Genomic DNA, 26,464 nt, shown 5'->3' on the forward strand with positions numbered 1-26,464 from the left:
ACATGCAAGCATTGCAACCGGTGCCTCAAGGATCATTGGCAAATATATTGTAACATTATCACCCCTCTTTATTCCAAGGTTTAATAATGCCCTGGCAAATGCATTTACCCTCTTGTATAACCCATAGTATGTTACAACCCTTTCATTCCCTGATTCTGATACCCAGATAAATGCAACCTTGTTCCTTTTATACGTGTTTATATGCCTGTCAAGGCAATTATATGACATGTTTGTCTTTCCATTTATAAACCATCTGTAGAATGGCTTTTTTGAATCATCAAGAACCTTTGTGTATGGTGAGAACCAGTCTATTATGGATGCATGTTCATTCCAGAATTCTTCCGGATTCTCAAGGGATTTTTTATAGGTCTCAAAATAATGTACCATGTTTATGCTGTGTTTTTCATTAAAAGGTAAATTACTTTCCATAGTATAATAAATATCTATAATTATAAAAAGTTTGCTAAAATTAAAATAAATGTTTGGACAAAATACAATCTACTTTATATTATAAAAAAATATTATTATGATATAATAATTAAAAAACTTAAATAATATGGTATTCAGAATTTGATACTGTATTAATCCATGCAGCAGCTCATTTTGGATACATCCCTTATAAATGACTGCCCGCATATTTTAATGGATTCAGATACCGTTGGAAATATGTGCATGGAATTTATAAGGTCATTATATGTTAGTTTATTTTTTATAATGTAAACTCCTTCTATGATAAACTCCGCAGCATTGGGTGCAAGCACATGAATGCCAAGTATTTTATTTTCATCATCTGCAATAATCTTTGCCAGACCACTATTGTTTTTTAATATATTTGCCTTAACAACGTTTTTTAGCCCTATTATTCGGGTGCTGTATTTTATATTTTTATCTCTTAATTCCTTCTCGGTGTATCCTATTGAGGCAACATTGGGTTCACAGAAAACAGCCCATGGAACCTCGTGAAGGTCAATGCTTTCGTTTCCGCCCAGGATATTATTTACTGCAGTAACACCCTGCTTGCCTGCCAGTGTTTCCAGTTTAATTGGCTGGTCCACACAATCGCCGGCGGCATATACAATATCATTTGTTGTTTTAAGATGATTATCAACGATTATGCCATTTTTATACATTATGCCTGCTTTATCAAGATTGAGTGAGTCTATATTTGGAATTCTTCCCGTGGCAACCAGTATATGTGAGAAACCCTTATAAATTCCATCTTCTGTTTGTATGGATGTTTCGCCGGAACCGGAATCATTAATCTTAAAAATTTTACTTCCAAGGTGGAAATTTATATGATTTTCCTTTAAACTCTTTATTAATTCTGATGTTATATCATCATCAAAGTTCTTTAAAATTCTATTGGATCTATTAAAAATATGAACCTCAGATCCAAAACTTGAAAATGCATAGGCCAGTTCTATGGCAACCTCACCACTCCCCAGTATTGCAATCTTTTCCGGAATATCTTTAATTGTCCAGATATTATCACTGGTATAATAATTATTATTGAGCCCCATGATATCAGGTATTAAAGGCCTTGACCCAGTGGCAATAATAAAATTTGTTGCCCTTATTTCAGTATCATTTACATAAACTGTATTATTATTCTTAAAATACGCACTCCCTTTAATTAGGTCCACATTTTTAAAATTTTTTATAACATTTTCGTATTTTATTGTTCTCTCATCTGAAACAAAATTTCTTAGAGATTCCATAAATTCCTGAAAATTAAGGCTTCCATCACCTGATATACCTGCATATAATGGATTTTTAAGGTTTTTATAAACTTTTGATGCCTCTATTAAATATTTTGAGGGGACACACCCAACATTAACACATGTACCGCCAAGATTTCCATGGCCGATCAGGGCTATTTTCATCTCGTTATTTGTTAGTTCGCTTGCCTTGATGGCCGCTGCAAATCCTGCAGCACCCCAGCCTATAATTGCAAGATCATATTCATTCATTCTTAACACTTCTCAACTGTGCCTTATACTTCCCTCTGAAAACATCAAGGCTTAGGAGTGTTTCTGGCTTTACTGTATCATCAGCATGCACCAGTGCCGTGCCATCCTTTAAGGAAACCTCCGCGTCTTTGACACCGCTTGCACCTAAAAGGCCGGTTTTAACATGAAGCACACAGTCATCGCACGTCATTCCATAAACTCTCAATTCTATTGTTTTAACCATAAATATGTAATTTAATATTGGTATATAATCTAGAAAGTAAAAAAAAATTTACCAATAAAAATTTTAAAAGTTCATATATATTAAGCTCAGTGGCTTCCCATTTGATTGATGTGTGAATTTGCCGAATTAATTATGATTGTTCTATTTTCCTTTATGGGAATTCAATCAACATTGTAAGATTTTAATTTTTTATATCTTGTCACAACCACCGCACCCAAAAAGTAGATAATACCTATGAAAACAAATATAAACATGCCCTCTGTATATGCCTTTGTAACTGCAACAGTTGCACCAAAAACCAGTGGAATAATTATCCCCCAGAGTGTTTCCCAAAATCCTATATGTCCACCCCACTGACCTGCATAGGTCCTTGGAACAATGAAGGAGCTAACTGCCCACTGTATGCCTGACCATCTTAAAAGGAAGAATGTAATGGCCAGGATTAAGACAGCCTCAAATGCACTTGTTGCATATATTGTGGCAAGTATTCCAAATGTAACACCCAGTGAACTGACAGAAAATCCCACCTTCATTCCCCTGTTTGGACCGTATGATCTGTTCAAATAATCAACAATAAAACCACCAATTATTTCTCCAATAAATCCCATTCCCCATACTAATGCTGTGTAACCAAGGGTTAAATTTAATGATTGATGCCTGGCATAAAAAAGATACAGTGGAAGCCAGGTTAAAAGGCCAAAAAATATCCCTGCCTGTGCTCCAAGTCCCATCATTGTTCCCCAGTAATCTCTGGTAACCAGCCATGACCGTACCGGGAGTTTTTTCTGCTCCTTTATATCATCCCGGTTCTTAATTATATAATTTAATTCTTCCCTGCTAATTCTTGGGTCCTTTTCTGGAGAATCATAGAGAAAATATGCAAGTAAAAGTATTAAAAATATTGTTAACCCGCCACTGATTATAAATGCCAGCCTCCAAGCCAGATTATTATTCACCACATACGTCAGTGCAAGAAGTAATAGCGTTCCCAGAACCACACCTGCATTAACACCAGAATCGCCAATTGTGCCACTTCGCGCCTTTTCACTTTTTGTCATCCATTCAGCGGTTATTTTTGTTATTCCGGGAAAACCAACAGCCTCACCTATGCCTAGAAGAATTCTATTAATAACAAGGTATATTCCGGAAAAGGCACCTGCAGCAGTTAACTGCACAATTCCCCAGCCTGTGCCGGAATACGCAAATACTTTCTTTGCACCAAATCTATCCAGAAAATAGCCCACCACAGGATTCATAATTAAATAACCATAGGTAAAGCCATCCCCCACCAGAGCCTGAAAATAAGGATTTAAATTAAACTCAGATGTAAGTATTGGCAGGGCTGTTGATACTATCCCCCTATCAATATAATCAAATGTTATTATTCCAAAGGCAAAAAGTATGACGGTCCATCTTAAATGACCCCCAAGCATTTTGCTATTATGTATGTTCATATCATCTTCCATGCTATAGCATGGCAATGTAATAGATAAAATTTATGCAATAAATTTATTTTTTATTGATTATTTTCTATTATATTCAATACAACATGATTTGCTGTTTTAACAATAATAAAGTTAGATTTTTTCTGCAGCCTAACAATGTTTTTATAATAATTTGGGAGATTTATTTTATACCATGCGTAATCTATGATTTTCATAATTTCATCATCATTCATTGACCTAAATTTGTAGTAAAAGCTTTTGGGGTTATTATTTGATTCATATATAAGATTATAAAATCTTGATATATACCATGACCTTACATAATTCATCCTTGCCTTAATGAATATTAATACATCCACATGTTCATAAACGTGGCATTTATTGAAATTATTTCCAAAACCAAGGCCTTCCAGAATTATAATATCTGGGTCTCTTATAATGTAATTTTCCTGTATTATGTCATAATATAAATGTGAATATACAGGTATGGATATAAATTTAATACCAGATTTTATTAGCATAAAAAATTGGCAGAACAGTTCATTTTTATAACTTTCAGGGAATCCTTTCCGGTTAAGGATATTTTCCCTGATAAGCTCTTCATTACTTTTTAAAAAATTGTCTGTGCTAACACGGCATATATTTTTACCGGGTAGCATATTTTTAAGTATTTCCTGGAATATATATGATAATGTTGTCTTTCCGGATGCAACGCTGCCTGTTAAACCTATTATAAATGGTTTTTTATAATTTTTTTTAATAAATTTATCGACTATGTTTTTCAGGAAATCTTTATAAATCTCTTTTTGTTGCTTATAATCTCCAATAATGTAATTATTCAATATTTTTGCACCCTCATGGGTATAGGTAATAATATATATTATTTTTAATGGACGTATAATAAAATGCAAATTTTATCCTTATTTAAATTATGGGACTACGCTATTTTATATAAAATATTCAGGTATAAACTCTTCATTAAATAAGTATTTTGTGTATATTTAATGATTAAGAAAAGTATTTAAATTGTTAATTCATTTTTTAATATGGCATTTAAGGCGTTATTCATAAGGCCTAGCAATGCAACTGGCAGTGCATATATGACAAAATGGGGATTTCTTCCCGCACCGCTGGGCCTTTTAGACCTTGCCGGGGAAATATTACGGATACCTGGTGCAGAGGTTAAAATTATAGATATGGAGGGTGATAATCTTACACTGAATGATGTTGTTTCAATGTCTGTAAATTATAAACCTGACATGGTGGGAATAACCCTGCACGCAACTGCCGCACATAACAATGCAGGGTATATAGCCAGAAAAATTAAGGAAAGTTTACCTGATACGGTTATGGTTGCAGGCGGGCATCATGCAACATTTCTTCCTGTAGAAATCATAAATTCTGGTTTTGACATTTCAGTTCTTGGTGAGGGGGATGAGACAATATATGATATAGCCATGGCCATAATTAATCACCACGATTTTTCCACTGTTAAGGGAATTTATTACAGAAATGGTGATAGAATATTAAAAACTGAACCCAGGGAACTAATATCGGATCTTGACTCATTGCCATATCCACCACTGGAGCTCCTGGACAGCAGTAAATATACATTTAAGGTATATGGTGAGCATGAAAAGGTTATGTGCCTTGAAACCTCACGTGGATGCCCATATGCATGTGATTTCTGCTCTGTAACCCCCACATGGGGAAATAAGTGGCGCAATAAATCAAATGACCGCATCATAGAGGAGATGAAGAGGGCCAAAAGCGCAGGGTACACATGGATATTTTTTACAGATGATATCTTCATAGTCTTCCCAAATGTTAAGCAGCGTGAGGAGTTATTTAAAAGAATAATAGAAGAAAAAATAGATATGAAGTGGATAGTTCAGATGCGTGCTGATGTCACATCAAAAAATCCTGAATTAATTAAACTTGCAGCAGAGGCGGGAATGGGAATATCATTCCTGGGTGTTGAATCCGGAAGCAAGGAAATTCTTAAAAAAATGCATAAGGGTGAGTTTACACCGCAGTCGGTGGATGCTGTAAGGATACTGTCCCAGAATAATATAGTTGTTCTGGTGGGTATGATGATAGGTGCACCATATGAGAGGTTAAGGGATGCCATATCAACCGTGAGGTTTTCAAGAAAGCTTGGAAGGGCTGGTGCAGATGCCGTTCAATTTTCAATATACACCCCATTGCCAGGAACAAGGATATTCGATAATGCACTAAAAAATAATGAATTGTTTACACTTGACTGGGACAGGTATGATGTTTTAACTCCCGTAATGAAAACAAAGGTTGGCCCTGTTCTGGACCAGATTATACAGTTTTATGCATCATATTCATTTTATATTTATAAATTTATTATAGGAAAGATACGTAATGACAGGCTTGGCGGGATTAAGAAAAAATTAATAGATAATGGAACACAGTTCATATTAAAAATGATGCCGGTATATCTAAGGGATTTCTTTTCATTTCCAAAATTTTTATTTAAAACCTATGATCTTTATTCATATGGAAGGAAAAAAATGAAAATTTCACAGGAAAGGATTAAGGAAATTCTTCAAACTTCCAATAAGATAGTCTATGCAAACAAACAGAAAAACCCATATTTTATGATTAAAAATAAATAACCATCTTTAATTTTTTTAATCCACCCTCAATGATTTGATATTGTTATTTATTATTTATAATATTTAAATGTATAAATTAACTGCTCTTAATTGGACTTTAAATTATATTTATGGCCTATCCATGGCATTAAATGATTTTACATTGTATCTTCTGATGGTACTGCCAGTGGTTATTATTCCACTGCCTATTAATAGCAAGCCTCCTATTATTGTATACAATGACGGTATCTGCCCTAATAATATCAGTGCAAATATTATTGCAAAAACAGGATCAAGATAGCTCAGTATTGAAACTATCTGTATGTTTAAATTTTTTAATGAATCATACCATAAAAATAATGCAAGCACAGTCTGCACGGATCCTGATATTATTATAATTATTATTACATCATAGTTTATTATGAATTTGTTTATAAATAAAAACGGTAATAATATTATTGCTGATATTACCGACTGCAGAAACACCAAATCTATTGAATTTACATATCTGGAGGAAAATTTGCTTGTTACAGATAATAAACCGTATGTTATCCCAGATAGCAATGCCAATATTATGCCAATTATATTTAAATTCAATGACCCCAGTGACATTATTATTATTCCTGTGAAGGATACAAAAATATTCAATAACCCACCATTATTTATTTTTTCCTTCAAAAATGGTGAGAATAATATGGCTATAACCGGGCCAGTATAATAAAATATTATTGCCTCTGAAACAGGGATCATAAAAACTGCATAAAATAAAAAAACCCAGTTTAATGATAATAATATACCGGATAAAATTACATAAAAATTGGATAATTTCTTTAATATTTTTATCAGATTCTTCCTTAATATTATTGATAATAACAGAAATGATATTAAAACTCTAAAGAAAACAAAAACGGGTGATGGGAGCATTGACCAGATGGCAAAAACAGGTATGGAACCCCATATTACAGTTGACGATAATATTTCTATAAGACCCTTTTTAGAATTATTATAATCGATTAAACCACCAAGTTGCCATATAAGATAAATATATAAATTTTTAGTAGCTAAAAAATCCAAACTCTGAATTATGTAATAAGAATTAAAATTTATATTATATTATTTATATTTTATTACATTATTTTAAAATATGCTTCAAAACTTTTATATGAATTGATATTAACAAATTATGATAGAATTTCATGTGGGCTGCTCGGGATGGTTTTACCTTCACTGGAATAGCCTTTTTTATCCATCAAATCTGAACAAAAGGAGATGGTTCGAATACTATTCAGAAAGGTTTAACACTGTGGAAATTAATTCAACGTTTTATTCCATGCCAGATGCCAAGCGTGTAATTAAATGGTATAAAATGTCTCCAAAAAATTTTTTATTTAGTGTTAAGGCAAATAGATATATAACCCACATTCAAAAATTGAATGGCTGTACTGATACTCTTAATACATTTTTAGGGGCAATAAAGAATCTGAAGGAGAAACTGGCATTTATATTATACCAAATGCCGCCATCATTTAAATATACAGATGAAAATCTAGAAAGAATTTTAAACAATATTCCTGCTGGAGGAATTGTTGAGTTCCGACACCGTGGATGGTTTGATATGAATATAATAAAAAATATAATTGCCAATGGCATACATGTCGCCTCGGTAAGTTCTAAAGATTTACCACTGATATTCCCTGATGATAATATAATATATTTTAGGCTTCATGGTGATGAAAACGGTTATGCAACAGATTATTCAAGTAATAAATTAAAAGCCTTCTATAATGAAATCATAAACATAAAGCCTGAAAAAGCATTTATTTATTTTAATAATGATTACAACGCAATGGCACCAAAAAATGCACTTGAAATGCTAAATATCATAAATGGATAAATATCAAATTATTTTTTGGTGTTAATTATAAGAATTCAGTTTTAATTTTGCTTGCAGTTGAAACCATTTCCTCTGCAGCCTTTGTATAATTCATAATCTTCATCATTGGCCCCCTCAGATGGAACTCACCAGTAATTAATCCCTGTATGGGATCAATCTGTGATTTTATTAATTTTATCCAGTTTGAATAGGTTCCATAATATAAAAATGTTGATTCTGGGAGCTTGTTAAGATTTTCAGAACATTTATACTCAATGCATTTTCCTCCGGAAAGTTTTAAATAAAGATACCAGTTTTCTGGATGTTTGTCATCTGCATTTATTCCAAAGGTAATTGTATCGTTCCAGTCTTTTCCATTAATATAATATTCTTTATTATTGTTTAATAGGTCAACAAATTCTTCAGCCCATTCTTCAGTGCAGAATAAAGTCATAAAAATTCATCTTTAAATAGTATATAATTCCTGTTAAATGGAAATTATATCTCTATTATTTTATTGCCCAAATTTAAATTATAAGGTTTTGTTTTCTAATTAATACATTTATGAATTATCAAAATAAGACCATGCATAATTATAATTAACAATTGGCTATTTAAATTTATAGTAACATATCCTTATTCTGATAATTTATAGTAAATATCTAGGCTAAGAATTTCTTTATATATATAAAATTAAAATTTTAAAAATAATATCTAATAAAATCCATTATAATGTTACATTTCCATTATTTAATTGCTGGCTAGATGCACTAAAATAGGTTGCCTCAATTGATAGATTATACACGGTTAGATTCCCGCTTAAAATTCCAGTTATGGTGGTTATTACATTTAATATACCATTTACCAGTGTGTTAATTGCTGAAAAGCTAAGGGTGTTTGACCATACATTCAGGCCTGTAATATTTCCATATGGTGCTGTTATGGTTATAATTTTATTTCCCAATACGGTGTGCTGCAGGGTAAGATTATTAAATGACGCAGAGGCAGCTGTAATATGGTAGGTTCCATTCAACTCTGGTGTAATAACTGCATCATGAAGTGTTATTTTGGTTATATTTATAAAAAAGAAATTTTGTGGGTCACTGGCTGTACTGGAATTGTTTTCATTTCCATTCCTGCCCTGATGTAGAAAACTTCCATAATAGGGAATAAAGCTTAATATGATTATTAATGCCAGTGAAATGACCACAATTTTTAGATATTTTTTATTTGTTCTCATTTTCACCACGCAATGCCTTCTTATCCACCTTTCCAACAAGTGTCTTTGGCAGCTCATCCCTGAATTCTATGATTTTTGGCACCTTGTAAACTGCAAGCTTATCCCTGCAGAAATTTATTACATCATCCTCTGTTAATGTATTATCATTCCTTACTATTACAGCCTTTACCGTTTCACCACGGTGCTCATCCCTTATGCCTATTACAGCACATTCTGATATCCTGGGATTCTGGTATAAAACCTCCTCTATCTCCCTGGGGTATATATTATAGCCTCCGGCTATGATCATGTCCTTCTTCCTGTCAAGTATGTAAACATAGCCATTATCATCAATTTTTGCTATGTCACCTGTATGTAACCAGCCATCGCTTAAAACATTATTATTCTCATCGGGCCTGTTCCAGTAGCCCTTCATGACCTGTGGACCCTTAATTAACAGCTCACCCGGAGACCCAATGGGCATCTCTGTAATGCCATCATCTATTGAAACGATCTTTTCATATGTGTCTGGAACAGGCATGCCAACGGAACCCGGCCTTATGTATTTATCACTGTCTTCTTCGTAAATTGGTGTGATGTTAGCCACGGGTGAGCACTCACTGAGGCCGTAGCCCTCAACAAGCTTTGCACCTGTAAGTTCCTCAAACTTTTTCTGCAGTTCCACAGGTAGTGGTGCGGCCCCGGAAATGCATACCCTTACATCCCTGATATTCCTCTTCTCAATATTCTTAAACTGGGTAATTGAATGGTATAACGTTGGTATTCCCGGAAATGCCGTTGGTTTTTTTCTCTCCATTAAATTAATTGTCATTTTAATATCCCTTGGGTCTGGTACAAGAATAATTTTGGATCCCTGTATCAATGGTGTTAGCATTGCGGTCATCATGCCGTAAACATGAAAAAATGGTATTGATGATAGATATGATAAATTCTCCTTGTACTTCGGTGGAAGCCATTCTATTATCTGGTATGCGTTTGCTATTAAATTATAATGTGTTAAAACTGCAGCCTTGGGAACGCCTGTTGTGCCTCCAGTGTACTGGAACAGGGCAGGATCATTCTGAGGGTCTATATCTACCGGTTCAGGAGATACTTTTATTCTATTTGGCCTCTTACAGATATATATCTTATCTGCTGCAGGAATTTTTGGCCTTTTTCTTATGGTTATCAGGGAATAAATTGCAGATATTACACCGGGAAGATAATCCTTAACCCTTACAACAAAAATATTTTTTAAATGTGCAGGATAAAATTTTATTACCTTATTTATAAATTCATCCATGACAACCATTGAACGTGCCCCAGAATCATATAGTTCCTCCCTTATCTCCTTCTCTGTATATAATGGGTTAACCTGGACGATAATTGCACCAAGCTTGGATATTGCAAAGAAAAATATGATGTACTGTGGTATATTAGGCAGCATAACTGCAATTCGGTCTCCCTTTGTTATTCCAAGTTCAGATAGCCTGAATGAAAGGGCATCCACCTCATCCCTTAATTGCCCATAACTTATTTTAAGTCCCATGAAGTCTACTGCTATATTATTCTTATATTTATCCACAGACCGGGAAAAGGCATCATATAAGCTTATCTTTGGTATATCAATGTGCCTGTGTACCCAGGGTGGATAATTTAATTTTAGTATATCATCCAGTTTTTCAGTAATTTCTTCCATCATTAAATCACCTGGACTTCACCGTGTATGCAGCCAGTATAAAATTAGGGCTGTTGAATCCAAGGTTTGTTTTTGACATGCTAAATGATGAGGCTTTCTGGTAAGTTGCATTTATTGTGGCATTATACATTATTATCTGACTTGCTGTTATGGTAAAATTTGGCTGCTCATTTATAATAAGGTTCGTATACGATGTATTATTTGCATATATGTGTGTTGCATACAGTGTAACATTTAATCCTGTTGCCATCGATGATTTAATTGTTGCGTACAATGACCCGTTAATATACTTTTTTAAAACAAGGTTGCTTATTGATACCTTTTGCATTACAACATGATATTCAGTTTGCCCACTAACATTTAATGTCGTAATTGTTGCATTTGTTAAAATCATTTCAGATGCTGTAATCCCGAAATCAGTCAGTGTCACAGGTTTTGCAGTAACAGTTGATGAGTTTAGTGCCATGTAACCCGCAGTCATGGACAATAGAAGTGCAATGATTATCCCTGCTATTAGTATTATCTTATTTCTTTTTGATTTATGATTTTTTGCACTCTCTATAAATTTGACCATTTTTTATCACTAATTTATATTAACAAGCATTTATATATTAAATTTAAAAAATGGAGGTTAACACTTTTAATTGTAATATATAAATCTATTATATCCTGGAAAAACATTTAATATATTACCAAGGCTTATATATTTTATGAGCAGATCTGGCCAGATTGAAATTAAAAATATTAAAAATAAATATTATGCATACTATACTTTAAACATCTGGGATAAAAGGAATAAAAGGGAGATTAAAAAAACAAGATATCTGGGAAGGCTGGATAACGGGAATATAGTTATAAACCAAAAGTTCGTGGTTCCTGACAGGGCATTACAGTATGGGGACATAGCGGCAATTATGACCCTTAACAGGCAGTCACTTGATAAAATAGATAATATATTTGACAAATACAATAATGAAATTAAGGCACTTGCATTAATAATTGCACTTTATAAATCCCCGCTTGGTTACTCAAGATATTACTATAAAAGAAGCATACTTAGCCTAATATGGCCACGCCTTAAGATTATGAATAACAATATAAGTTATGTTTTAAGGTATCTGTCAAGGAAACGTGATAAATTTGAGAACCTTATGGAGATAAAAGAGGATATGCTTTTGCTTCACATTGAGATATCAATAATATCACAGATTGAGGAAAAAAATGAATTTAATGTGGTTATTTTGGATATACTTATAGATGCCATCAGCCTTAATATAATAAATTCAGATTATATTACCGATAAATTTTACAATATTGAAAAGTTCATTAATATGACCAGGTCTGTTAATAATGGGGGTGTTTTGATTCTGGAATCCGGTTTTAATACACCAAAAAACATACAAAAACTTATGAAAAATAATATTAATTTCATAATAGAGGGAAATGAAAATGATATTATAAAAATTAAAAACAGATTTAAAATGGAGAAGATTATACTTTACAGGGATTATAATGAACTTTTAAAAAAAAGCATATTTTTCTCAGAAAAAAGGATTGGAAAATTGTTATATTATATATTTTATGAGGGAAATGAGGATGTGGATTTTATTGAATTTAAGAAGGTAAGAAATTTAAAAATGGCCATATCAAACCTTGACATAAATCATAATCTTATTTATCAGGCAATCAACCTAAGGAATTTTATAGACCGTATTGTATCATACTCAAAATTCAGGCTTTATTCTGATAGCGTTTACTGGATTGATAGCAGGGCGATAGATGGCTATGTAATAATAAACACAATAGCGCTTAATTTTTATTTATCATTTTTTAGGCATTCGACATTTATACACCCGGGCAGAATGAGCTATATTGAATCTTTACTTTTGGAACTTTCATCTGTTAACGCCTTTATCATTAAGGATGATATTTATATATCAAAAATTCCGGGAGAACTGAGGAGAAAGATGGAAACAATAGATGAAAGTATAAATTTGGATGCATACAGGGAAATAATTAAAAGATGAAATATAAACACGAATAAACCTTATTTGTTTTTAATTAAAATGGACTTCTTTTTAGATTTAAGGCCAGAGATTATCTTTATATCCTTTGAATTAACATTATAAAATTTGGATAGTTGTTTTATAATATCTGCATTTGCCCGGTTATTTTCCATTGGTTCGTCAGTGTATACATCAAGACCATTTTCCTTTATGCGTATATTTTTTGGTCCCCTGTACACATGTATATTTATTATCAATTTAATGTTATAATATTATTGGGTATAAAAAATTTTTATTAATAAAATCGTGGTTCAAATCATAACATTATGTTAAGATTTCTGTTAACATTTGTTAACATCCATCTTTGAAAGTTGTCATCTCTAATAATTTAAAGATGCTTAAACTTTCAGGATTAACCCTTAACCCGCCTATCCCGTCAAATGCATTCTGGAATGCCTTTTTTATTATATTGTAAGAACCGTTAATATCTGGATTTATTAAAATTCCTTTTGCAGATTTAAACAATCCTCTTTTTATTCTTTTTCCAAGATATTTATCATGTTTTTCTATTGTTTCATTATCAAGAAAAGAGCATTTAGAAGTGTATGATTCTTCCTGAAAATAACATCTATTCCATTCTCTTCTCCTTTGTATTTAATTAGTTTTATTAGTTTATTAAAAGGTATCTGTGTAAAAATTCTGATTGTTTTGATGTTGGATAGTGATTCTTAAACAAAAATCCTTAGATTTCTGACTTGCGACAAAAACAATATAAAAATAATAGCATATTCTCCATTAACCTATATAAATTTAAATAAAAAATTTTATCAATTTCAAGGCCCGTGGGTATGTCAAAGGCATAGTATGCTCTTGCATACTTAAAAAATCAATACCAGGGCATCAGGATTAAAGCATTTAAATGAGGTAATAGGGTTGAAACTGTTAATGTGAATATTTATATATAATTATGTACCATTATGTAATATATAGGTAAAATATACACAACCAGCTTTAAAGCGTGTATTAACTTTTATTTTTTTCAATAAAATTCTTTACATCATTTAAATCCATTAAAATTATGTTTTTATTTTTTATGGTGTTTTTATTTTCAATAAAGCCAGATTTGGAAAATAAAGCATATATAACATTACAGTTATTATAATTTTTAAGCAAAATTTTAGATTTTTCCATTAATTTGTCTATTAATGATGCTGATATCTTTTTATTTGTCCACTTGCATTCACCAAATAACAGTTCATTTCTTTCTGATGAATACGCAACTATGTCTATTTCCTCAATATCATTTCCTTTATTCTTTAATTTGTTTTTACCCCACCACCTTGATACATTGTCATAATATTTTCCGGTAAGGCCATCGTATATTAATGACCTTATTAAATATTCAAATTTTTCTCCCGCGTATGTATTAAAATCATTTTTTATATAATTAAACACCCTTTCTGTTCTTGAATTTTCTATTTCGCTTTTATTTGGCAATATGTAGCGGAACCAGAATGATAAATAATTGTCCTTAATCCAGTAAAGCCTGCGTTTAAAATTTTTATCTGACCCAAATGGTATTTCCGGTTCTATAAAATCAAGGGATATCAAAACATCAATATATTTTGATACCATGCTTTTATCCATTCCGGTATATGAGCATATCTCATTCAGCCTGTGATTTCCAATTGCTATTGCCTTTAAAATTGTAAAGTAATTCCTGGCCTCCCTTAACTCGCCTCTTAATAAAAACTCTGCCTCCTCATAAAGATAGCTGCCACGGTTTAAAAAATTGTTTTTTAAATTATTCCAGAATGATAAATTGGTATTAAACTTTAATATATATTCTGGTATTCCACCAAGGACAAAATAGCTATTGCATAGATCTTCAATGTTGTATTTCAGAAAATTATTAATAAATTTAAATTTTAATGGTTTAATTCTAATCTGCCCGGTTCTTCTGCCATATAACGGGGATTTATATGATAAAACATCATTTTCCATTATGCTTACAGATGACCCTGAAAGAATTAAAAAAACATTATTATTTTTAAGAAATGAATCATAAATTTTCTGAAAAATAGATGGTATAGACCTGTTTGCCTCTATTAAATATGGAAATTCATCAATTGCAATAATAATTTTTGATTTTTTTGTTTTCTCTATAAAATTTATGTTATTAACAATGGATGAAAAAAGTGAATACCAGTCATTATAATAGGCATATTCAATGTTTTTGTCATTTAAAAACTCTGATAATAATTTCTGAAAATTTCTTATATTTTCAGTATCCCCCTCATTGGTTGCGAGAAAATATAAACCATGGCCTGACATAAAATTATTTATAAGTTCTGTTTTACCAACCCTTCTTCTTCCATATATAACAATAAGCCCTGATCCTTCCATATCATACTGATTTTTTAATATCTCCATTTCCTCTTCTCTATCAATAAATTTTTGTTGAGACATAAGTATAATACTTTATATTCAACTAATATTTAAATTTAAGTCCATTCAAATGAAATTCTTGATAATATAGAAATTTTATATGTAATTACGTAATCTTTATTATTATTAAAAACTGGGTTTATGTTTTTAGTTTAGTATTGATATTTTTTATAACTCTTGCATGTTATGATACTCAGATTTATTGCTGATTTAAGTATATAACGAAGAAACAATTTATGCACTTTCAGTTAAATATATTTATACCATTTAAGAGCTTAATTATTTTTATTGGTATAAAAATTCTGGGTATGTCTGTATAAATTTTCCCAGAAGTTATAGTTTGATAAAATATTGATATATCACCAATCTAAAATCATTATGCCATATAAGACATGGTTTTATACAAATATTGTGTCATATATGACATGATTATATAAAGTTAAATAATGATAAAAAAGTTATATTTATGGCTATTTATCATAAAATCATAAATTAATTCCGGCATTATATAATACAATTTATATATCAGTGATTTTTGTTTGTTATTAGTTTAATTTCAAAGGATTTTAACATTATATAACATCAATAATATAAATATATATGGCTTAGTTTGTCTAAGTTTATTCTAAAATTATAGTATTTATTGTTATTTTAAAAATAATGCCATTTATAAGTTCTGAAAATATATTAAATATTAATTATTTATTGAATGTTTAATAGTATTAGTTGCAGAAATTATATATAAACTCATTGGATTCCTTTCTGGTATATTGATTTGTGAAATAAATATTACAAAAGATAAAGTTATTAATACTTATATAATTTCATTTTGTGTATAATCCACTTATTAATAACACTGTTAATCTTATAAAAAATTTGATAAACAGAAAGATATAAAGTTTATTGTTAATTGCGGCTTTGTAAATGGCACATTTCATAATGGTTCAGATATTGATTTATGTATTTATTATGATAATAATCAGGAGGAAAGAAATAAATTTAGATTAAGTGTATTAAATGTAAATGATATTTTTGATATATATTTCAGGATCTTCCATTATATATAAGATTTAATGTTTTAAAGGGTAAAATACTATGCTATAAAGATATATATGATATTTTTAGAAATACCATAGAGGAATTTGAGGATTATAAACGCGGTTATTATGATTATATAAATCTGGAGAAGATACAAGTATATAATAAAAAATAAAGGAAATTCATGAAAGTTTAGAATTAATAAAGAATAATTTGCCAGATTCTTTTGATAAATTTCAAAGTCTTTGATTAATTAATGACGGTATATAAAAGGCTTGAATTTTCTATTGAAAATTTTGTCCTTAAAATACTTAATAATCTTTGAGACCTGATCTTACTGCAATAATTATGCCCTTATTATCAATATTTATACCATATAATTTAATGTCAAATACGGTGCTTACCTACTTTTATATATCATGCATATTCGCTGCAGTGGTTGTGTATTTATATGGCGTATATTAAAAAATATGAACATAAGCAGATAAATTATATGGAAATATAACAATAATACATTATAAATTTTTAAATAGATATATAACTAGTACAAAAAAATAATTTTAATCTATATGTTCCCTTATAGATTTAATAAATTCTTCAGTTTTAGATTGCTGTTTACTTCCCGGTATTTTAAAATCCTCACCACCGCTTGTTCTAATAAGATAAAAGTTCAATTTAAACACAAATGCCAGTACAATAAATACTATTCCCAGAATAAAAAGAGCTGCAAATGCAGAAACACTTGCAAAAGATGTTATCATACCTATAATTATAAATAATATGCCCAATATAATTAACGGTTTTCTTGCATATTTTTCATATTTTATAGATGTAATATGCTTATAACTAAAATCCTCAAAACCATGCCTATGATTTGGAATTAATATTCTTTTTTCGGTGGCAAAATACTGCCCTTTGTAACTTGATATTATGGTTTCATCTTTTCCAAGATATTTTTTAGCCTCATTTGTTAAATCTTTACCCATTTTTCCACCTTCTAATTTATAAAGTAAACTACTAGTTATTAATAAATCTTTGTTTTTTATAATTAGTTCTTAATTATTTAAATATTATAATGTAAAATTAATACTTCAAAAAAATTATGGGCAGCCGCAGATAAGCTAAGAAACAATATGGATGCCGCAGAATATAAGCATGTTGTGCTTGGATTAATATTCTTAAAATACATATCAGATACTTTTACCGAAGTTTATAATGAACTGGAAAATGATAGGGAACATTTTTCCGACTCTGAGGATAGGGACGAATATATAGCAAGAAACATATTCTGGGTTCCCCGGTACAAGATGGGAATATATCCAGAATAATGCAAAGCGCCCGGAAATAGGAACTATTATTGATGTATCATCACTGAATAGGCAGCTTGATACCAAGGTTAAGGAGTTCTTAGAGAATAGAATAGAGGATAAAATAAAATATTTATACATAGATGCTGCTTATTTTAAGGTCAGGGAAAATAGTAAATATAAATCAATGGCATTATACACATCAATAGGTGTAAACACCAATGGTATAAGGCAGATATTATCAATGGATATTTATAATTCAGAGGATGAAATGGACTGGAGCAACTTCTTCAGGCTTAAGGAAAGGGGATTAACAGGAGTACAACTGGTAATATCAGATGGCCATAGGGGAATAATGAAGGCAGTAAAAGAATCATTCCCCGGATCACTGTGGCAGTACTGCCATTTCCATTTCATGAAGAATCTAAGAAAGACAGTGAATAATGAGCATTGGAGGGATGTATCAAAAATAGTGTCAGAGGCACTAATGGATGAATCATTATTTAGGATAGCCATGGATAGGATGGAGGAAATGAAGTTAAATAAATCAATAGATATGTTTTATAAGTGGTATGATTCTTTATATTCATACATATCATTTCCAAAAGAACATCAGAGAAAACTGCATACAAACAATGCAACAGAGAGATTTAACAGGGAATTAAAGAGAAGAACAAGAAAGATAGGTGCATTTCCCAATGGTGATTCACTGATAAGGCTGGTTGATTAAGTATAATGGTAAAGGGTCATTTGAATTTACAGTAAAAGTATTACATTATCAGATTTAAGAACAGAAATTATCTTTATATCCTTTGAATTAACATTATAAAATTTGGATAGCTGTTTTATAATACCTGCATTTGCCCGGTTATTTTCCATTGGTTCGTCAGTGTATACATCAAGACCATTTTCTTTTATTCGCATATTTTTTTGTTCCCCTGTACACATGTATATTTATTATCAATTTAATGTTATAATATTATTAAGTATAAAAAATTTTTATTAATAAAATCATGGTTTAAATAAAGATATTATACCAGAACTGGGGCAGGATACTTTCAGGCTGGAAGTAAAAATTAAAATTTTAAAGCCTTAGGTAGATATAGCCATCCTTTTGCCTTTTTGCAATTTCATAAAAGCTAACAGGAGCGATTTTAACACCGGGTGCCAGATCAGCATCTGAAAGGTTGTTTGATTTCATTGCAACACCGCATGCGTATACATTTATTTTATGATTGCCAAGCAAATTGTTTATATTTTCAGATTCGGATTTAAGAACGCCAAATATACCAGTTTCTGAATAAACTGCAACAATGTCTTCAACATCATTCATTTTTGCCATATTGGATATTGCCAGATATGACAAAGGTATTTTCTCACTTTCAGATATTTGAAATAATATTTTCATATCATACTAATTTTTATAATGTAATTAAAGGTATATTTTTTTTGAAAATGTTTATAAAAATTATTTTAAAAGCTTGGGTATATCATCCGGGTAATCTGCAACATTAATTCCAGCATCCATAAACGCTTTTATTTTTGATTCTGCAGTGCCTGTCCCACGTTCAATTATTGCACCTGCATGCCCCATTCTTTTTCCTGGTGGTGCACTCCTTCCGGTTATGTAACCAACAACAGGCTTTTTGACATTTTCCTTTACATATCTGGCAGCCCTTTCCTCCTCACTTCCACCAATCTCACCAACAAGCACAATCCTTTTGGTGTTTTTATCCTCGTTATACATTTTTATTACATCAAGGAAGGTAAGGCCAACAATAGGGTCTCCTCCCAGTCCTATTACTGTACTCTCACCAAATCCAGCATCAGTAACAGCCTTAACAATTTCATATGTTAATGTTCCACTTCTTGATGCAATTGCAACGTCTCCTTTTCTAAATATATGGTTGGGCATGATCCCTATTTTTGCCTCACCAGGAACCGTAATTCCGGGGCTGTTGGGGCCTATAACTGTTACACCCTTTCTGTTTGCCTCTGCAACAATTTCCATGGTGTCATGTACAGGAACGTGTTCTGCCAGTATGTATATAAGCTTTAGTCCATTATCAATTGCCTCAAAGGCGGCATCCCTGACAAAAGGAGCCGGCACTGCCAGCATTGAGGCTTCAGGCATAAGTTCAAGTGTGTCCATAACAGTTTCATATATTTTTATGCCATTGACAGTGCCGCCAGATTTTCCCGGAGAAACTCCTGCAACAACATTTGTCCCAAATTTTATCATTTCACCTGAATGAAATGCACCCTGGTGACCGGTCATTCCCTGAACTATTACCCTTGTATTTTTTGTTATAAGCACCATTTTAATTACCCCCATTTAATTTCACAAGCTCATTGATTGCATCATTCATATTTGAATAGGCATCTATGCCATTGTCCATAAGAATCCTCCTGCCCTCATCCTCATGAACACCACTAAGCCTAACAACAATTTTCTGTTTTATATTGAATTTATTCTTTGCTGCAACTATGCCATTGGCCACCGTATCAGCCTTGGTAACACCGCCAAATATATTCACAAAAAATATTTTTGGATCTGCCCTCAAAACAAATGAGAATGCATCCTCAACTATACCCGTACTGTCAGTTCCACCCAGGTCAAGGAAATTTCTTGGCCTGAGTTTGTGAAGCGTCAGGGCATCCAGCGTCGCCATTGTAAGCCCCGCACCATTGGCTATTACACCGATGTCACCATCCATTTCAATGAATGTAAAGCTTTTTGATGCTGATTCATTTTCGAGCTCTGTCTTCTCAGGATCAGGGAAAATATACTGCTTATGCCTGTATAGGGAACTATCATCTATAATTACCTTGGAATCACCGGCAATAATATTATCTGATGAATCGATTATAAGAGGATTTATCTCCATCAGTAGAGAATCCTCCTTTTTAAATGCATTATAAAGTAATCCTATTAAAGTACCAAGCTGCGACTTCAAACTGCCGGAAAGGCCCAGAAATTCAGAAACCTCCCGTGATATATAATCAGAATATCCCATTAATGGGTCTATCTTTATTTTTATTATTCTGCTGTCTGGTACACTCTCTATATCCATCCCGCCATCAGGAGATGCCATTAAAAGTGGCCCCTTTGATGATCTATCAAGGGTTATGCTTAAATATAACTCTTTTTTAATATTTATCATTCTCTCTATTAATAGTTTATTTACCTTTAAACCGTTTATAGTTGTTCCCAGCAGGGTTTTTGCAGCCTCTTTTAGATCCTCCTGTGATTTGGCAAATTTTATACCACCTGATTTGCCACGCTTTCCTGAAAGTATCTGGGATTTTACGGCCACTGGATATTGATAGGGCCTGATCTCATTAATATCAGAAACAACATAGCCATCTGGAACTGGTATTCCATATTTTTTAAAAATTTCCTTCCCCATGTATTCATAGAGATTCATATATATCGAAATTAAATGATTAGACCATATTTAATATTATTTTTCAGGCTAAAAGTATGGTTAAAAATATTTTTAAGGATATAATGCATTTTATTACATGATTTACAGAGACTTTGGCACATCAGGCTTTAAAGCATCGGCAATAGGAATGGGAACATATTATGATATGCGGTGGATCTTTAAAACATATGCCGGGATATATTCAAATAAGAAAACAAAGATTAATGCCATTAAAACTGGTCTGGAAAATGGAATTAATTTAATAGACACTGCTGAATTTTATCATACAGAGGGTATTGTATCCGAGGCGGTAAAAAATTTCAAGCGTGATGAAATATTTATATCAACAAAGGTGCTTCCAACACATTTATCACCAAAATCCCTTGAAAGGGCACTGAAAAGAAGCCTAAAAAATTTAAATATGGATTATGTGGATTTATACATAATACATTTTCCAAACTATGCGGTTGATCTTAAGAAAACATTAAAAAAAATGGAGGAATTAACAGAGGCTGGATTAATAAGAAATATAGGTGTAAGCAATTTTAGTTTTAAGCTTATTAAATACACTGTGGAAAATCTTAAAAAATACAATTTATGCGCCGTGCAGCTTAATTATAATATATTGCACAGAAACGTTGAGAATAATATTTTAGATTATTTAAAGAAGAATAATATTGCATTAATGGCGTATTTTCCCATAGCCCATGGTAAAACAGCAAGGAATAAGAATCTTGAGGAAAAATTTAATTATATAAGGTCAAAAATTGGGGATGTACCCAGTACAAGCATAGCCCTTTCGTACCTTACAAGCATAAGTGATAATGTTTTTCCAATTCCGCGTGCATCAAATCCTGAACATGTAATGCAGAATATAAAATATGCTGATATAAAATTGAATGATGAATTAATAAAATATATACAAAATAATTTTTAAAATGAATTTATGTTTTCAACAAGCCTCTGACCATATTCTGCTGTTCCAAGTGGATTCACATTAAAGAATTTTGCAAGGTCTGCAGTTACAGTTTTTTCCTCTATTGCCTTGTTTACAGCCCTTTCAATTATATCCTCTGCCTCTGTCCAGCCCATATATTTCAGCATAAGCTGGGCACCCCTTATGAGCCCAAGTGGGTCTGCTATATTTTTACCTGCATACTTTGGGGCTGTTCCATGCACTGCCTCGAACATGGCACCATCGTCACCAACATTGGCGCCCCCCAGTGTGCCTATATTTCCAATAAGTGCCCCGGCGGCATCAGATATATAGTCACCATCAATATTTGGAGCAAGAATAACATCATATTCCCCGGGTCTTGTTATAATTTGCTGGAACATATTATCTGCTATTATGTCATTTATAAGTATTTTTTTACTGCCATCCTGTGAAACATAATCAGAAAATTCATTTAATGCGGTTTCATATGCCCATTCCCTAAATGCACCTTCTGTATACTTCATTACATTGCCCTTGTGCATAATTGTGACCTTTTTCTTATTTTCTGATATTGCAAATTTAATTGCCGCCCTTGTTATTCTCTGTGTTTTATATTTATTCATTGGCTTCAGCCCTATGCCAGTATCATCACCAAGATCTATGCCCAATTTTTCCTTAAAAAATGCCTTTATTTCCTGTGCCTCCCTGCTATCATATTTCCACTCATAACCCATGTACAGGTCATCTGTATTCTCCCTGAAAATTGTTAAATTAACATTTTCTGGGTGCTCAAGCGGACTCTGAAGGCCATTCACATACTTTACCGGCCTTATGTTTGAATATAAATCTAGCATCTGCCGTATTCTTACATTTATGGACTTGAAACCTGTGCCCACAGGGGTTCCAAGTGGGGCCTTCAGTAATATCCTGTATTCCATTATATCCTTTATGGATTCCTCAGGAAACCTATCGCCCTTTAGATTCAGGGCCTTATCGCCCACCAGGACCTCCCTCCATGCTATTTTTTTATTTTTGTAAGCCTTCTTAACCGCAGCATCAACGACCTTTCTGGTTGCATCCATGATTTCAGGGCCAATGCCATCACCATCCGTATAAAGTATAACTGGATTGTCTGGAACCCGCCATTTTTCGCCGGTAAAAATTATTTTATCCATTAAAATCCCTTGTTTCAATAAATTTTATTATCTTATATATTTTTCTATGATATACAAAATACATTGAATTTTAAGTTGGATTTAATTAAGGCAGTAATCATCCAATAATAAAGTTAAAATTTAATATACATATATTGAGATATGGAATTTAAAACTGATACAATAAAAATAAACGGAAATGAATACAGGTATTACCCTCTCGCGCAGCTCAATGAAAAGTACGATGTTGACAGCCTTCCATACTCCTTTAAAATTTTACTTGAGAATATGATGAGAAATTTTGATGGAATTGATATAAATGAAAAATCTATTGATAATACCGCATCAATGAAAACAGGATCAGAAATTGCGTTCAAACCATCCAGGGTTGTGTTTCAGGATTATACCGGAATACCAATACTTTTAGACCTTGCAGCAATGAGGTCATATTTGAACAGTAAAAATGTAAGCCCTGAAAAATTAAATCCGGCAGTGCAGTCAGATATGGTTATCGATCATTCAGTAATTGTTGATACATTTAAGGATACAGAGCCGATAATAATTAACATGAAGGACGAATTTGAAAGAAACATAGAAAGATATAATTTTCTTAAATGGGCAAAGGAATCATTTGAAAATGTTAGAATAGTCCCGCCAGGCCATGGCATAATACATCAAATAAATCTTGAATATTTTTCCTCACTTGCTGTCAAAAAGGACGGCACAATATTCCCTGAAAGCCTTATAGGTGCAGATTCACATACAACAATGATAGGAGGTATCGGTGTGCTTGGCTGGGGCGTCGGTGGTCTTGAGGCCGAGGCATCCATGCTTAATGAGCCATATTTTATGACTGTTCCAGAGGTAATAGGTGTAAACTTAAAGGGAAAATTAAATGCCGGGGTAACGCCAACAGATACCGTGCTTTATATAACCAAAAGGCTAAGGTCTGAGAACGTTGTTAATAAATTTGTTGAATTTTTTGGAAATATTAATGAACTCACCGCACAGGACCGGGCAACAATTGCAAACATGGCCCCGGAATACGGTGCAACCATCGGTTATTTCCCTGTGGATAATGAAACACTTCAGTATATAAGGGCAACAAACAGGGATGCTGATTCAGTTGAGGCCTATTTTAAGGCGCAGGGATTATTTTATAATGGTCCGAAGAGGTATAATAGGGTTATAGATATTGATCTCTCAGAAATAAAAAGTTCTGTGGCAGGTCCAAAAAACCCGGATGAGCTTGTTGAATTAAAGGATCTTAGAGGTACAGTAAAGGGTCTAATAGAAAACAACCATGGTGATGTTGTTAATGATGGGTCTGTTGTGATTGCTGCAATAACCAGCTGTACAAATACATCCGATCCCACAGTTATGCTTGGCGCCGGCATACTTGCCAAAAAGGCATATGAACACCATTTAACATCAAAGGATTATGTAAAAACAAGCCTGGCTCCAGGTTCAAGGGTTGTTACAGATTACCTTAAGGCCGCAGGCCTTCTTGACTATTTAAATAAAGTAGGCTTTGATATAGTTGGATATGGCTGCACAACATGCATAGGCAACAGCGGGCCTCTCATACCTGAGGTACAGAAAGATATCTTAAAAAATAATATAAAAACATATGCAGTTTTAAGCGGAAACAGAAACTTTGAGGGAAGGATCAATCCATACATAGCAGGGGCCTTTCTTGCATCCCCTGTTCTTGTTGTGGCCTTTGCCATAGCAGGCAGGGTTGACATAGATTTTGAAAATGAGCCCATAGGTTTTGATGGCGACAGACCGGTTTACCTAAGGGATGTATGGCCATCCAGTGAGGAGATTAAAAAATACTTTTATCTGGCAATGGATCCCGAGGCATACAGAAAGGAATATGCCGAGGTTTTCGAGGGTGACGCAAACTGGAATTCATTAAAATCGTCAAAAAGCACATTATTTACATTTGATGATTCCTCAACATATATTAGGGAGCCACCATGGCTTTATCTTGATCCTGTAAAAAACATAAAAAATGCCAGAATATTTGCAATATTTGGTGATAAGATTACAACAGATCACATCTCACCAGCAGGGCCAATAGCAAAGGACTCTGTTGCAGGTAAATACCTTTCCTCGCTTGGTGTGTCTGAAATGAATACATTCGGTGCAAGGCGCGGTAATCATGAGGTAATGATGCGCGGTGGCTTCTCAAATCCAAAAATAAGGAATCTAATGGTTGATAAAACCGGTGGGTACACAATATTTTACCCATCAGGCGAGGAAATGTCTTTCTATGATGCTGCAATGAAGTATAAAAGTGAAAATGTTCCGCTGGTCATATTTGCAGGAAAACAGTACGGATCAGGAAGCTCCAGAGACTGGGCAGCAAAGGTTACAGCATTGCTTGGCATAAAGGCAGTAATTGCCGAGAGCTTTGAAAGAATACACAGAAACAATCTTGTGGACATGGGAGTAATACCAGTCCAGATCGATAAAATGCCTGAACTAAAGGGTGATGAGCTAATAAGCATAGATGGCATTGAAAATATAAATAAAAATCAGGATTTAACCATAAGAATAAACAGTAATGAAATTCATGGAAAGGCACTGATATATACTGATGCAGAATTAAATTACATAAAATCTGGAAATATACTCAAGTATATATCAGAACAGATTAAATAAATTTTTTAATATAATATTGGATTTAATATTTAATGATAAATAAATTTTTATCTGTTATATAACTCTGGCTCTAGCACGTCAAGGGCTTTATTCTTAAATTCATTTATTCTGTTTTCTATGTCCTTTGCATTCATTTTTTCATCTATTAATATATATCTAACCTTGGCCAGTAGTGACGTCGCATATGTGCATTTGCATAATGAATCTGATGTTATTACCATCATCTCAGGTTTATATTTTAACAATTCATCCATTCCAACATCTCGTGCTTGTCCCTTTGGCGTTATTTTATATGCAGGTGAGTCGTATCTTTCCTCCTTTTTTGTTTCATCATCAAAAATTAAAAAATATCTGGAATCCTCCAGCTTTATTAAATTGTTATTTTCATCAGTGGTTATTCCTATCCTTATATTTAATTTATGT

General features: G+C 32.5%; 26 protein-coding genes and 2 pseudogenes. 8 read left to right on the forward strand and 20 right to left on the reverse strand.

Annotated elements, in window-relative coordinates:
* From QXW15_RS04720 to QXW15_RS04740, 5 genes are all read right to left on the reverse strand, one after another.
* Positions 1-429: acetyl-coenzyme A synthetase N-terminal domain-containing protein (locus tag QXW15_RS04720; protein WP_342790035.1), on the reverse strand; the 429-nt coding region annotated here is incomplete at its 3' end.
* A 152-nt stretch (positions 430-581) separates the two neighbouring features.
* A complete protein-coding gene (gene merA, locus QXW15_RS04725; RefSeq protein ID WP_342790037.1) occupies positions 582-1,970 on the reverse strand; it encodes a mercury(II) reductase in 1,389 nt (462 codons plus the stop codon).
* The gene (locus tag QXW15_RS04730; RefSeq protein WP_054964171.1) at positions 1,963-2,193 is read right to left on the reverse strand and encodes a cation transporter; all 231 of its coding nucleotides are present in this window, start codon (positions 2,191-2,193) and stop codon (positions 1,963-1,965) included. Before QXW15_RS04730 ends, merA begins: the two co-directional genes overlap by 8 nt.
* A gap of 161 nt (positions 2,194-2,354) precedes the next feature.
* Positions 2,355-3,659, reverse strand: a complete 1,305-nt coding sequence (locus tag QXW15_RS04735; RefSeq protein ID WP_236689072.1) for an MFS transporter — start codon at positions 3,657-3,659, stop codon at positions 2,355-2,357.
* A gap of 50 nt (positions 3,660-3,709) precedes the next feature.
* Entirely contained in the window at positions 3,710-4,480 is a 771-nt protein-coding gene (locus QXW15_RS04740) for a hypothetical protein (protein WP_342790040.1), read from the reverse strand.
* A 204-nt stretch (positions 4,481-4,684) separates the two neighbouring features.
* On the opposite strand from QXW15_RS04740, the gene QXW15_RS04745 reads away from it, so the two are divergent.
* Positions 4,685-6,283: a B12-binding domain-containing radical SAM protein gene (locus QXW15_RS04745; protein ID WP_342790041.1), complete on the forward strand. Its 1,599-nt coding sequence runs from the start codon at positions 4,685-4,687 to the stop codon at positions 6,281-6,283.
* A gap of 108 nt (positions 6,284-6,391) precedes the next feature.
* Here QXW15_RS04745 and QXW15_RS04750 read toward each other — a convergent pair whose 3' ends face one another.
* On the reverse strand, positions 6,392-7,336 hold the full coding sequence (locus tag QXW15_RS04750; protein WP_342790042.1) for a DMT family transporter: 945 nt from the start codon (positions 7,334-7,336) through the stop codon (positions 6,392-6,394).
* A gap of 109 nt (positions 7,337-7,445) precedes the next feature.
* Here QXW15_RS04750 and QXW15_RS04755 point away from each other — a divergent pair, with 109 nt between their 5' ends.
* Positions 7,446-8,156 (forward strand): DUF72 domain-containing protein, encoded by a 711-nt coding sequence (locus tag QXW15_RS04755; protein WP_054963943.1) that lies wholly within the window; start codon positions 7,446-7,448, stop codon positions 8,154-8,156.
* A gap of 25 nt (positions 8,157-8,181) precedes the next feature.
* On the opposite strand, the gene QXW15_RS04760 is transcribed toward QXW15_RS04755, so the two are convergent.
* The 4 genes from QXW15_RS04760 to QXW15_RS04775 all read right to left on the reverse strand — a co-directional run bounded on the left by QXW15_RS04760 (position 8,182) and on the right by QXW15_RS04775 (position 11,627).
* On the reverse strand, positions 8,182-8,589 hold the full coding sequence (locus QXW15_RS04760; protein ID WP_048101266.1) for an SCP2 sterol-binding domain-containing protein: 408 nt from the start codon (positions 8,587-8,589) through the stop codon (positions 8,182-8,184).
* 273 nt (positions 8,590-8,862) lie between these two features.
* Complete coding sequence (locus QXW15_RS04765; RefSeq protein ID WP_048101267.1) at positions 8,863-9,375, reverse strand: hypothetical protein; 513 nt, start codon at positions 9,373-9,375, stop codon at positions 8,863-8,865.
* Positions 9,362-11,056, reverse strand: a complete 1,695-nt coding sequence (locus QXW15_RS04770; RefSeq protein WP_342790043.1) for a long-chain fatty acid--CoA ligase — start codon at positions 11,054-11,056, stop codon at positions 9,362-9,364. The genes QXW15_RS04765 and QXW15_RS04770 overlap by 14 nt, the downstream gene beginning before the upstream one ends.
* Before the next feature lie 4 nt (positions 11,057-11,060).
* A complete protein-coding gene (locus QXW15_RS04775) occupies positions 11,061-11,627 on the reverse strand; it encodes a hypothetical protein (RefSeq protein ID WP_048101268.1) in 567 nt (188 codons plus the stop codon).
* A 136-nt stretch (positions 11,628-11,763) separates the two neighbouring features.
* Between QXW15_RS04775 and QXW15_RS04780 the strand changes: the two genes are divergently transcribed.
* Positions 11,764-13,080, forward strand: a complete 1,317-nt coding sequence (locus tag QXW15_RS04780; RefSeq protein ID WP_054964045.1) for a hypothetical protein — start codon at positions 11,764-11,766, stop codon at positions 13,078-13,080.
* Between the two features lie 20 nt (positions 13,081-13,100).
* Here the strand turns inward: QXW15_RS04780 and QXW15_RS04785 are convergent, their stop codons facing one another.
* The 3 genes and pseudogenes from QXW15_RS04785 to QXW15_RS04795 all read right to left on the reverse strand — a co-directional run bounded on the left by QXW15_RS04785 (position 13,101) and on the right by QXW15_RS04795 (position 15,528).
* Positions 13,101-13,316, reverse strand: a complete 216-nt coding sequence (locus QXW15_RS04785) for a DUF167 family protein (protein WP_287950579.1) — start codon at positions 13,314-13,316, stop codon at positions 13,101-13,103.
* A 94-nt stretch (positions 13,317-13,410) separates the two neighbouring features.
* Positions 13,411-13,779: pseudogene (locus QXW15_RS07795) on the reverse strand (IS200/IS605 family accessory protein TnpB-related protein); the annotation flags it as partial.
* A 303-nt stretch (positions 13,780-14,082) separates the two neighbouring features.
* Positions 14,083-15,528, reverse strand: coding sequence for an ATP-binding protein (locus tag QXW15_RS04795; RefSeq protein ID WP_055032279.1), 1,446 nt, complete (start codon positions 15,526-15,528; stop codon positions 14,083-14,085).
* A gap of 881 nt (positions 15,529-16,409) precedes the next feature.
* On the opposite strand from QXW15_RS04795, the gene QXW15_RS07800 reads away from it, so the two are divergent.
* Entirely contained in the window at positions 16,410-16,574 is a 165-nt protein-coding gene (locus QXW15_RS07800; protein ID WP_405021909.1) for a nucleotidyltransferase domain-containing protein, read from the forward strand.
* 531 nt (positions 16,575-17,105) lie between these two features.
* Here QXW15_RS07800 and QXW15_RS04800 read toward each other — a convergent pair.
* Positions 17,106-17,531: a hypothetical protein gene (locus QXW15_RS04800; RefSeq protein WP_054963802.1), complete on the reverse strand. Its 426-nt coding sequence runs from the start codon at positions 17,529-17,531 to the stop codon at positions 17,106-17,108.
* Positions 17,532-17,678: 147 nt separating this feature from the next.
* Between QXW15_RS04800 and QXW15_RS04805 the strand changes: the two are divergent.
* Positions 17,679-17,907, forward strand: a pseudogene (locus tag QXW15_RS04805) (type I restriction-modification system subunit M N-terminal domain-containing protein); the annotation flags it as partial.
* Between the two features lie 57 nt (positions 17,908-17,964).
* Entirely contained in the window at positions 17,965-18,582 is a 618-nt protein-coding gene (locus tag QXW15_RS04810) for a transposase (RefSeq protein WP_236689031.1), read from the forward strand.
* A 26-nt stretch (positions 18,583-18,608) separates the two neighbouring features.
* Here QXW15_RS04810 and QXW15_RS04815 read toward each other — a convergent pair whose 3' ends face one another.
* From QXW15_RS04815 to sucC, 4 genes are all read right to left on the reverse strand, one after another.
* A complete protein-coding gene (locus QXW15_RS04815) occupies positions 18,609-18,776 on the reverse strand; it encodes a hypothetical protein (protein ID WP_342790045.1) in 168 nt (55 codons plus the stop codon).
* A gap of 160 nt (positions 18,777-18,936) precedes the next feature.
* Positions 18,937-19,260 (reverse strand): DsrE family protein, encoded by a 324-nt coding sequence (locus QXW15_RS04820; RefSeq protein WP_048101273.1) that lies wholly within the window; start codon positions 19,258-19,260, stop codon positions 18,937-18,939.
* Between the two features lie 60 nt (positions 19,261-19,320).
* Positions 19,321-20,172 carry a succinate--CoA ligase subunit alpha gene (sucD, locus tag QXW15_RS04825; protein WP_084795442.1) on the reverse strand — a complete coding sequence of 284 codons (852 nt, stop codon included), beginning with the start codon at positions 20,170-20,172 and terminating at the stop codon, positions 19,321-19,323.
* Between the two features lies 1 nt (position 20,173).
* Entirely contained in the window at positions 20,174-21,280 is a 1,107-nt protein-coding gene (gene sucC, locus QXW15_RS04830) for an ADP-forming succinate--CoA ligase subunit beta (protein ID WP_048101275.1), read from the reverse strand.
* Between the two features lie 97 nt (positions 21,281-21,377).
* Between sucC and QXW15_RS04835 the strand changes: the two genes are divergently transcribed.
* Positions 21,378-22,217, forward strand: a complete 840-nt coding sequence (locus QXW15_RS04835; RefSeq protein ID WP_048101276.1) for an aldo/keto reductase — start codon at positions 21,378-21,380, stop codon at positions 22,215-22,217.
* Here QXW15_RS04835 and QXW15_RS04840 read toward each other — a convergent pair.
* Entirely contained in the window at positions 22,214-23,392 is a 1,179-nt protein-coding gene (locus QXW15_RS04840) for an NADP-dependent isocitrate dehydrogenase (protein ID WP_048101277.1), read from the reverse strand. The two genes, QXW15_RS04835 and QXW15_RS04840, sit on opposite strands and share 4 nt — an antisense overlap.
* 141 nt (positions 23,393-23,533) lie before the next feature.
* Between QXW15_RS04840 and acnA the strand changes: the two genes are divergently transcribed.
* A complete protein-coding gene (gene acnA, locus QXW15_RS04845) occupies positions 23,534-26,041 on the forward strand; it encodes an aconitate hydratase AcnA (RefSeq protein WP_048101278.1) in 2,508 nt (835 codons plus the stop codon).
* 47 nt (positions 26,042-26,088) lie between these two features.
* On the opposite strand, the gene QXW15_RS04850 is transcribed toward acnA, so the two are convergent.
* Positions 26,089-26,295: a hypothetical protein gene (locus QXW15_RS04850; RefSeq protein ID WP_342790046.1), complete on the reverse strand. Its 207-nt coding sequence runs from the start codon at positions 26,293-26,295 to the stop codon at positions 26,089-26,091.
* Positions 26,296-26,464: the final 169 nt, after the last annotated feature.

This window comes from Acidiplasma sp. (assembly GCF_038728925.1).
Lineage (GTDB): Archaea > Thermoplasmatota > Thermoplasmata > Thermoplasmatales > Thermoplasmataceae > Acidiplasma > Acidiplasma aeolicum.

Excerpts from the sequence above, each read along its gene's own strand:
- merA (WP_342790037.1), bottom strand. The coding sequence starts at position 1,970 with ATGAATGAATATGATCTTGCAATTATAGGCTGGGGTGCTGCAGGATTT.
- QXW15_RS04730 (WP_054964171.1), bottom strand. The coding sequence starts at position 2,193 with ATGGTTAAAACAATAGAATTGAGAGTTTATGGAATGACGTGCGATGAC.
- QXW15_RS04735 (WP_236689072.1), bottom strand. The coding sequence starts at position 3,659 with ATGGAAGATGATATGAACATACATAATAGCAAAATGCTTGGGGGTCAT.
- QXW15_RS04745 (WP_342790041.1), top strand. The coding sequence starts at position 4,685 with ATGGCATTTAAGGCGTTATTCATAAGGCCTAGCAATGCAACTGGCAGT.
- QXW15_RS04755 (WP_054963943.1), top strand. The coding sequence starts at position 7,446 with ATGATAGAATTTCATGTGGGCTGCTCGGGATGGTTTTACCTTCACTGG.
- QXW15_RS04760 (WP_048101266.1), bottom strand. The coding sequence starts at position 8,589 with ATGACTTTATTCTGCACTGAAGAATGGGCTGAAGAATTTGTTGACCTA.
- QXW15_RS04765 (WP_048101267.1), bottom strand. The coding sequence starts at position 9,375 with ATGAGAACAAATAAAAAATATCTAAAAATTGTGGTCATTTCACTGGCA.
- QXW15_RS04770 (WP_342790043.1), bottom strand. The coding sequence starts at position 11,056 with ATGATGGAAGAAATTACTGAAAAACTGGATGATATACTAAAATTAAAT.
- QXW15_RS04775 (WP_048101268.1), bottom strand. The coding sequence starts at position 11,627 with ATGGTCAAATTTATAGAGAGTGCAAAAAATCATAAATCAAAAAGAAAT.
- QXW15_RS04780 (WP_054964045.1), top strand. The coding sequence starts at position 11,764 with ATGAGCAGATCTGGCCAGATTGAAATTAAAAATATTAAAAATAAATAT.
- QXW15_RS04795 (WP_055032279.1), bottom strand. The coding sequence starts at position 15,528 with ATGTCTCAACAAAAATTTATTGATAGAGAAGAGGAAATGGAGATATTA.
- QXW15_RS04800 (WP_054963802.1), bottom strand. The coding sequence starts at position 17,531 with ATGGGTAAAGATTTAACAAATGAGGCTAAAAAATATCTTGGAAAAGAT.
- QXW15_RS04815 (WP_342790045.1), bottom strand. The coding sequence starts at position 18,776 with ATGCGAATAAAAGAAAATGGTCTTGATGTATACACTGACGAACCAATG.
- QXW15_RS04820 (WP_048101273.1), bottom strand. The coding sequence starts at position 19,260 with ATGAAAATATTATTTCAAATATCTGAAAGTGAGAAAATACCTTTGTCA.
- sucD (WP_084795442.1), bottom strand. The coding sequence starts at position 20,172 with ATGGTGCTTATAACAAAAAATACAAGGGTAATAGTTCAGGGAATGACC.
- sucC (WP_048101275.1), bottom strand. The coding sequence starts at position 21,280 with ATGAATCTCTATGAATACATGGGGAAGGAAATTTTTAAAAAATATGGA.
- QXW15_RS04835 (WP_048101276.1), top strand. The coding sequence starts at position 21,378 with ATGATTTACAGAGACTTTGGCACATCAGGCTTTAAAGCATCGGCAATA.
- QXW15_RS04840 (WP_048101277.1), bottom strand. The coding sequence starts at position 23,392 with ATGGATAAAATAATTTTTACCGGCGAAAAATGGCGGGTTCCAGACAAT.
- acnA (WP_048101278.1), top strand. The coding sequence starts at position 23,534 with ATGGAATTTAAAACTGATACAATAAAAATAAACGGAAATGAATACAGG.
- QXW15_RS04850 (WP_342790046.1), bottom strand. The coding sequence starts at position 26,295 with ATGGATGAATTGTTAAAATATAAACCTGAGATGATGGTAATAACATCA.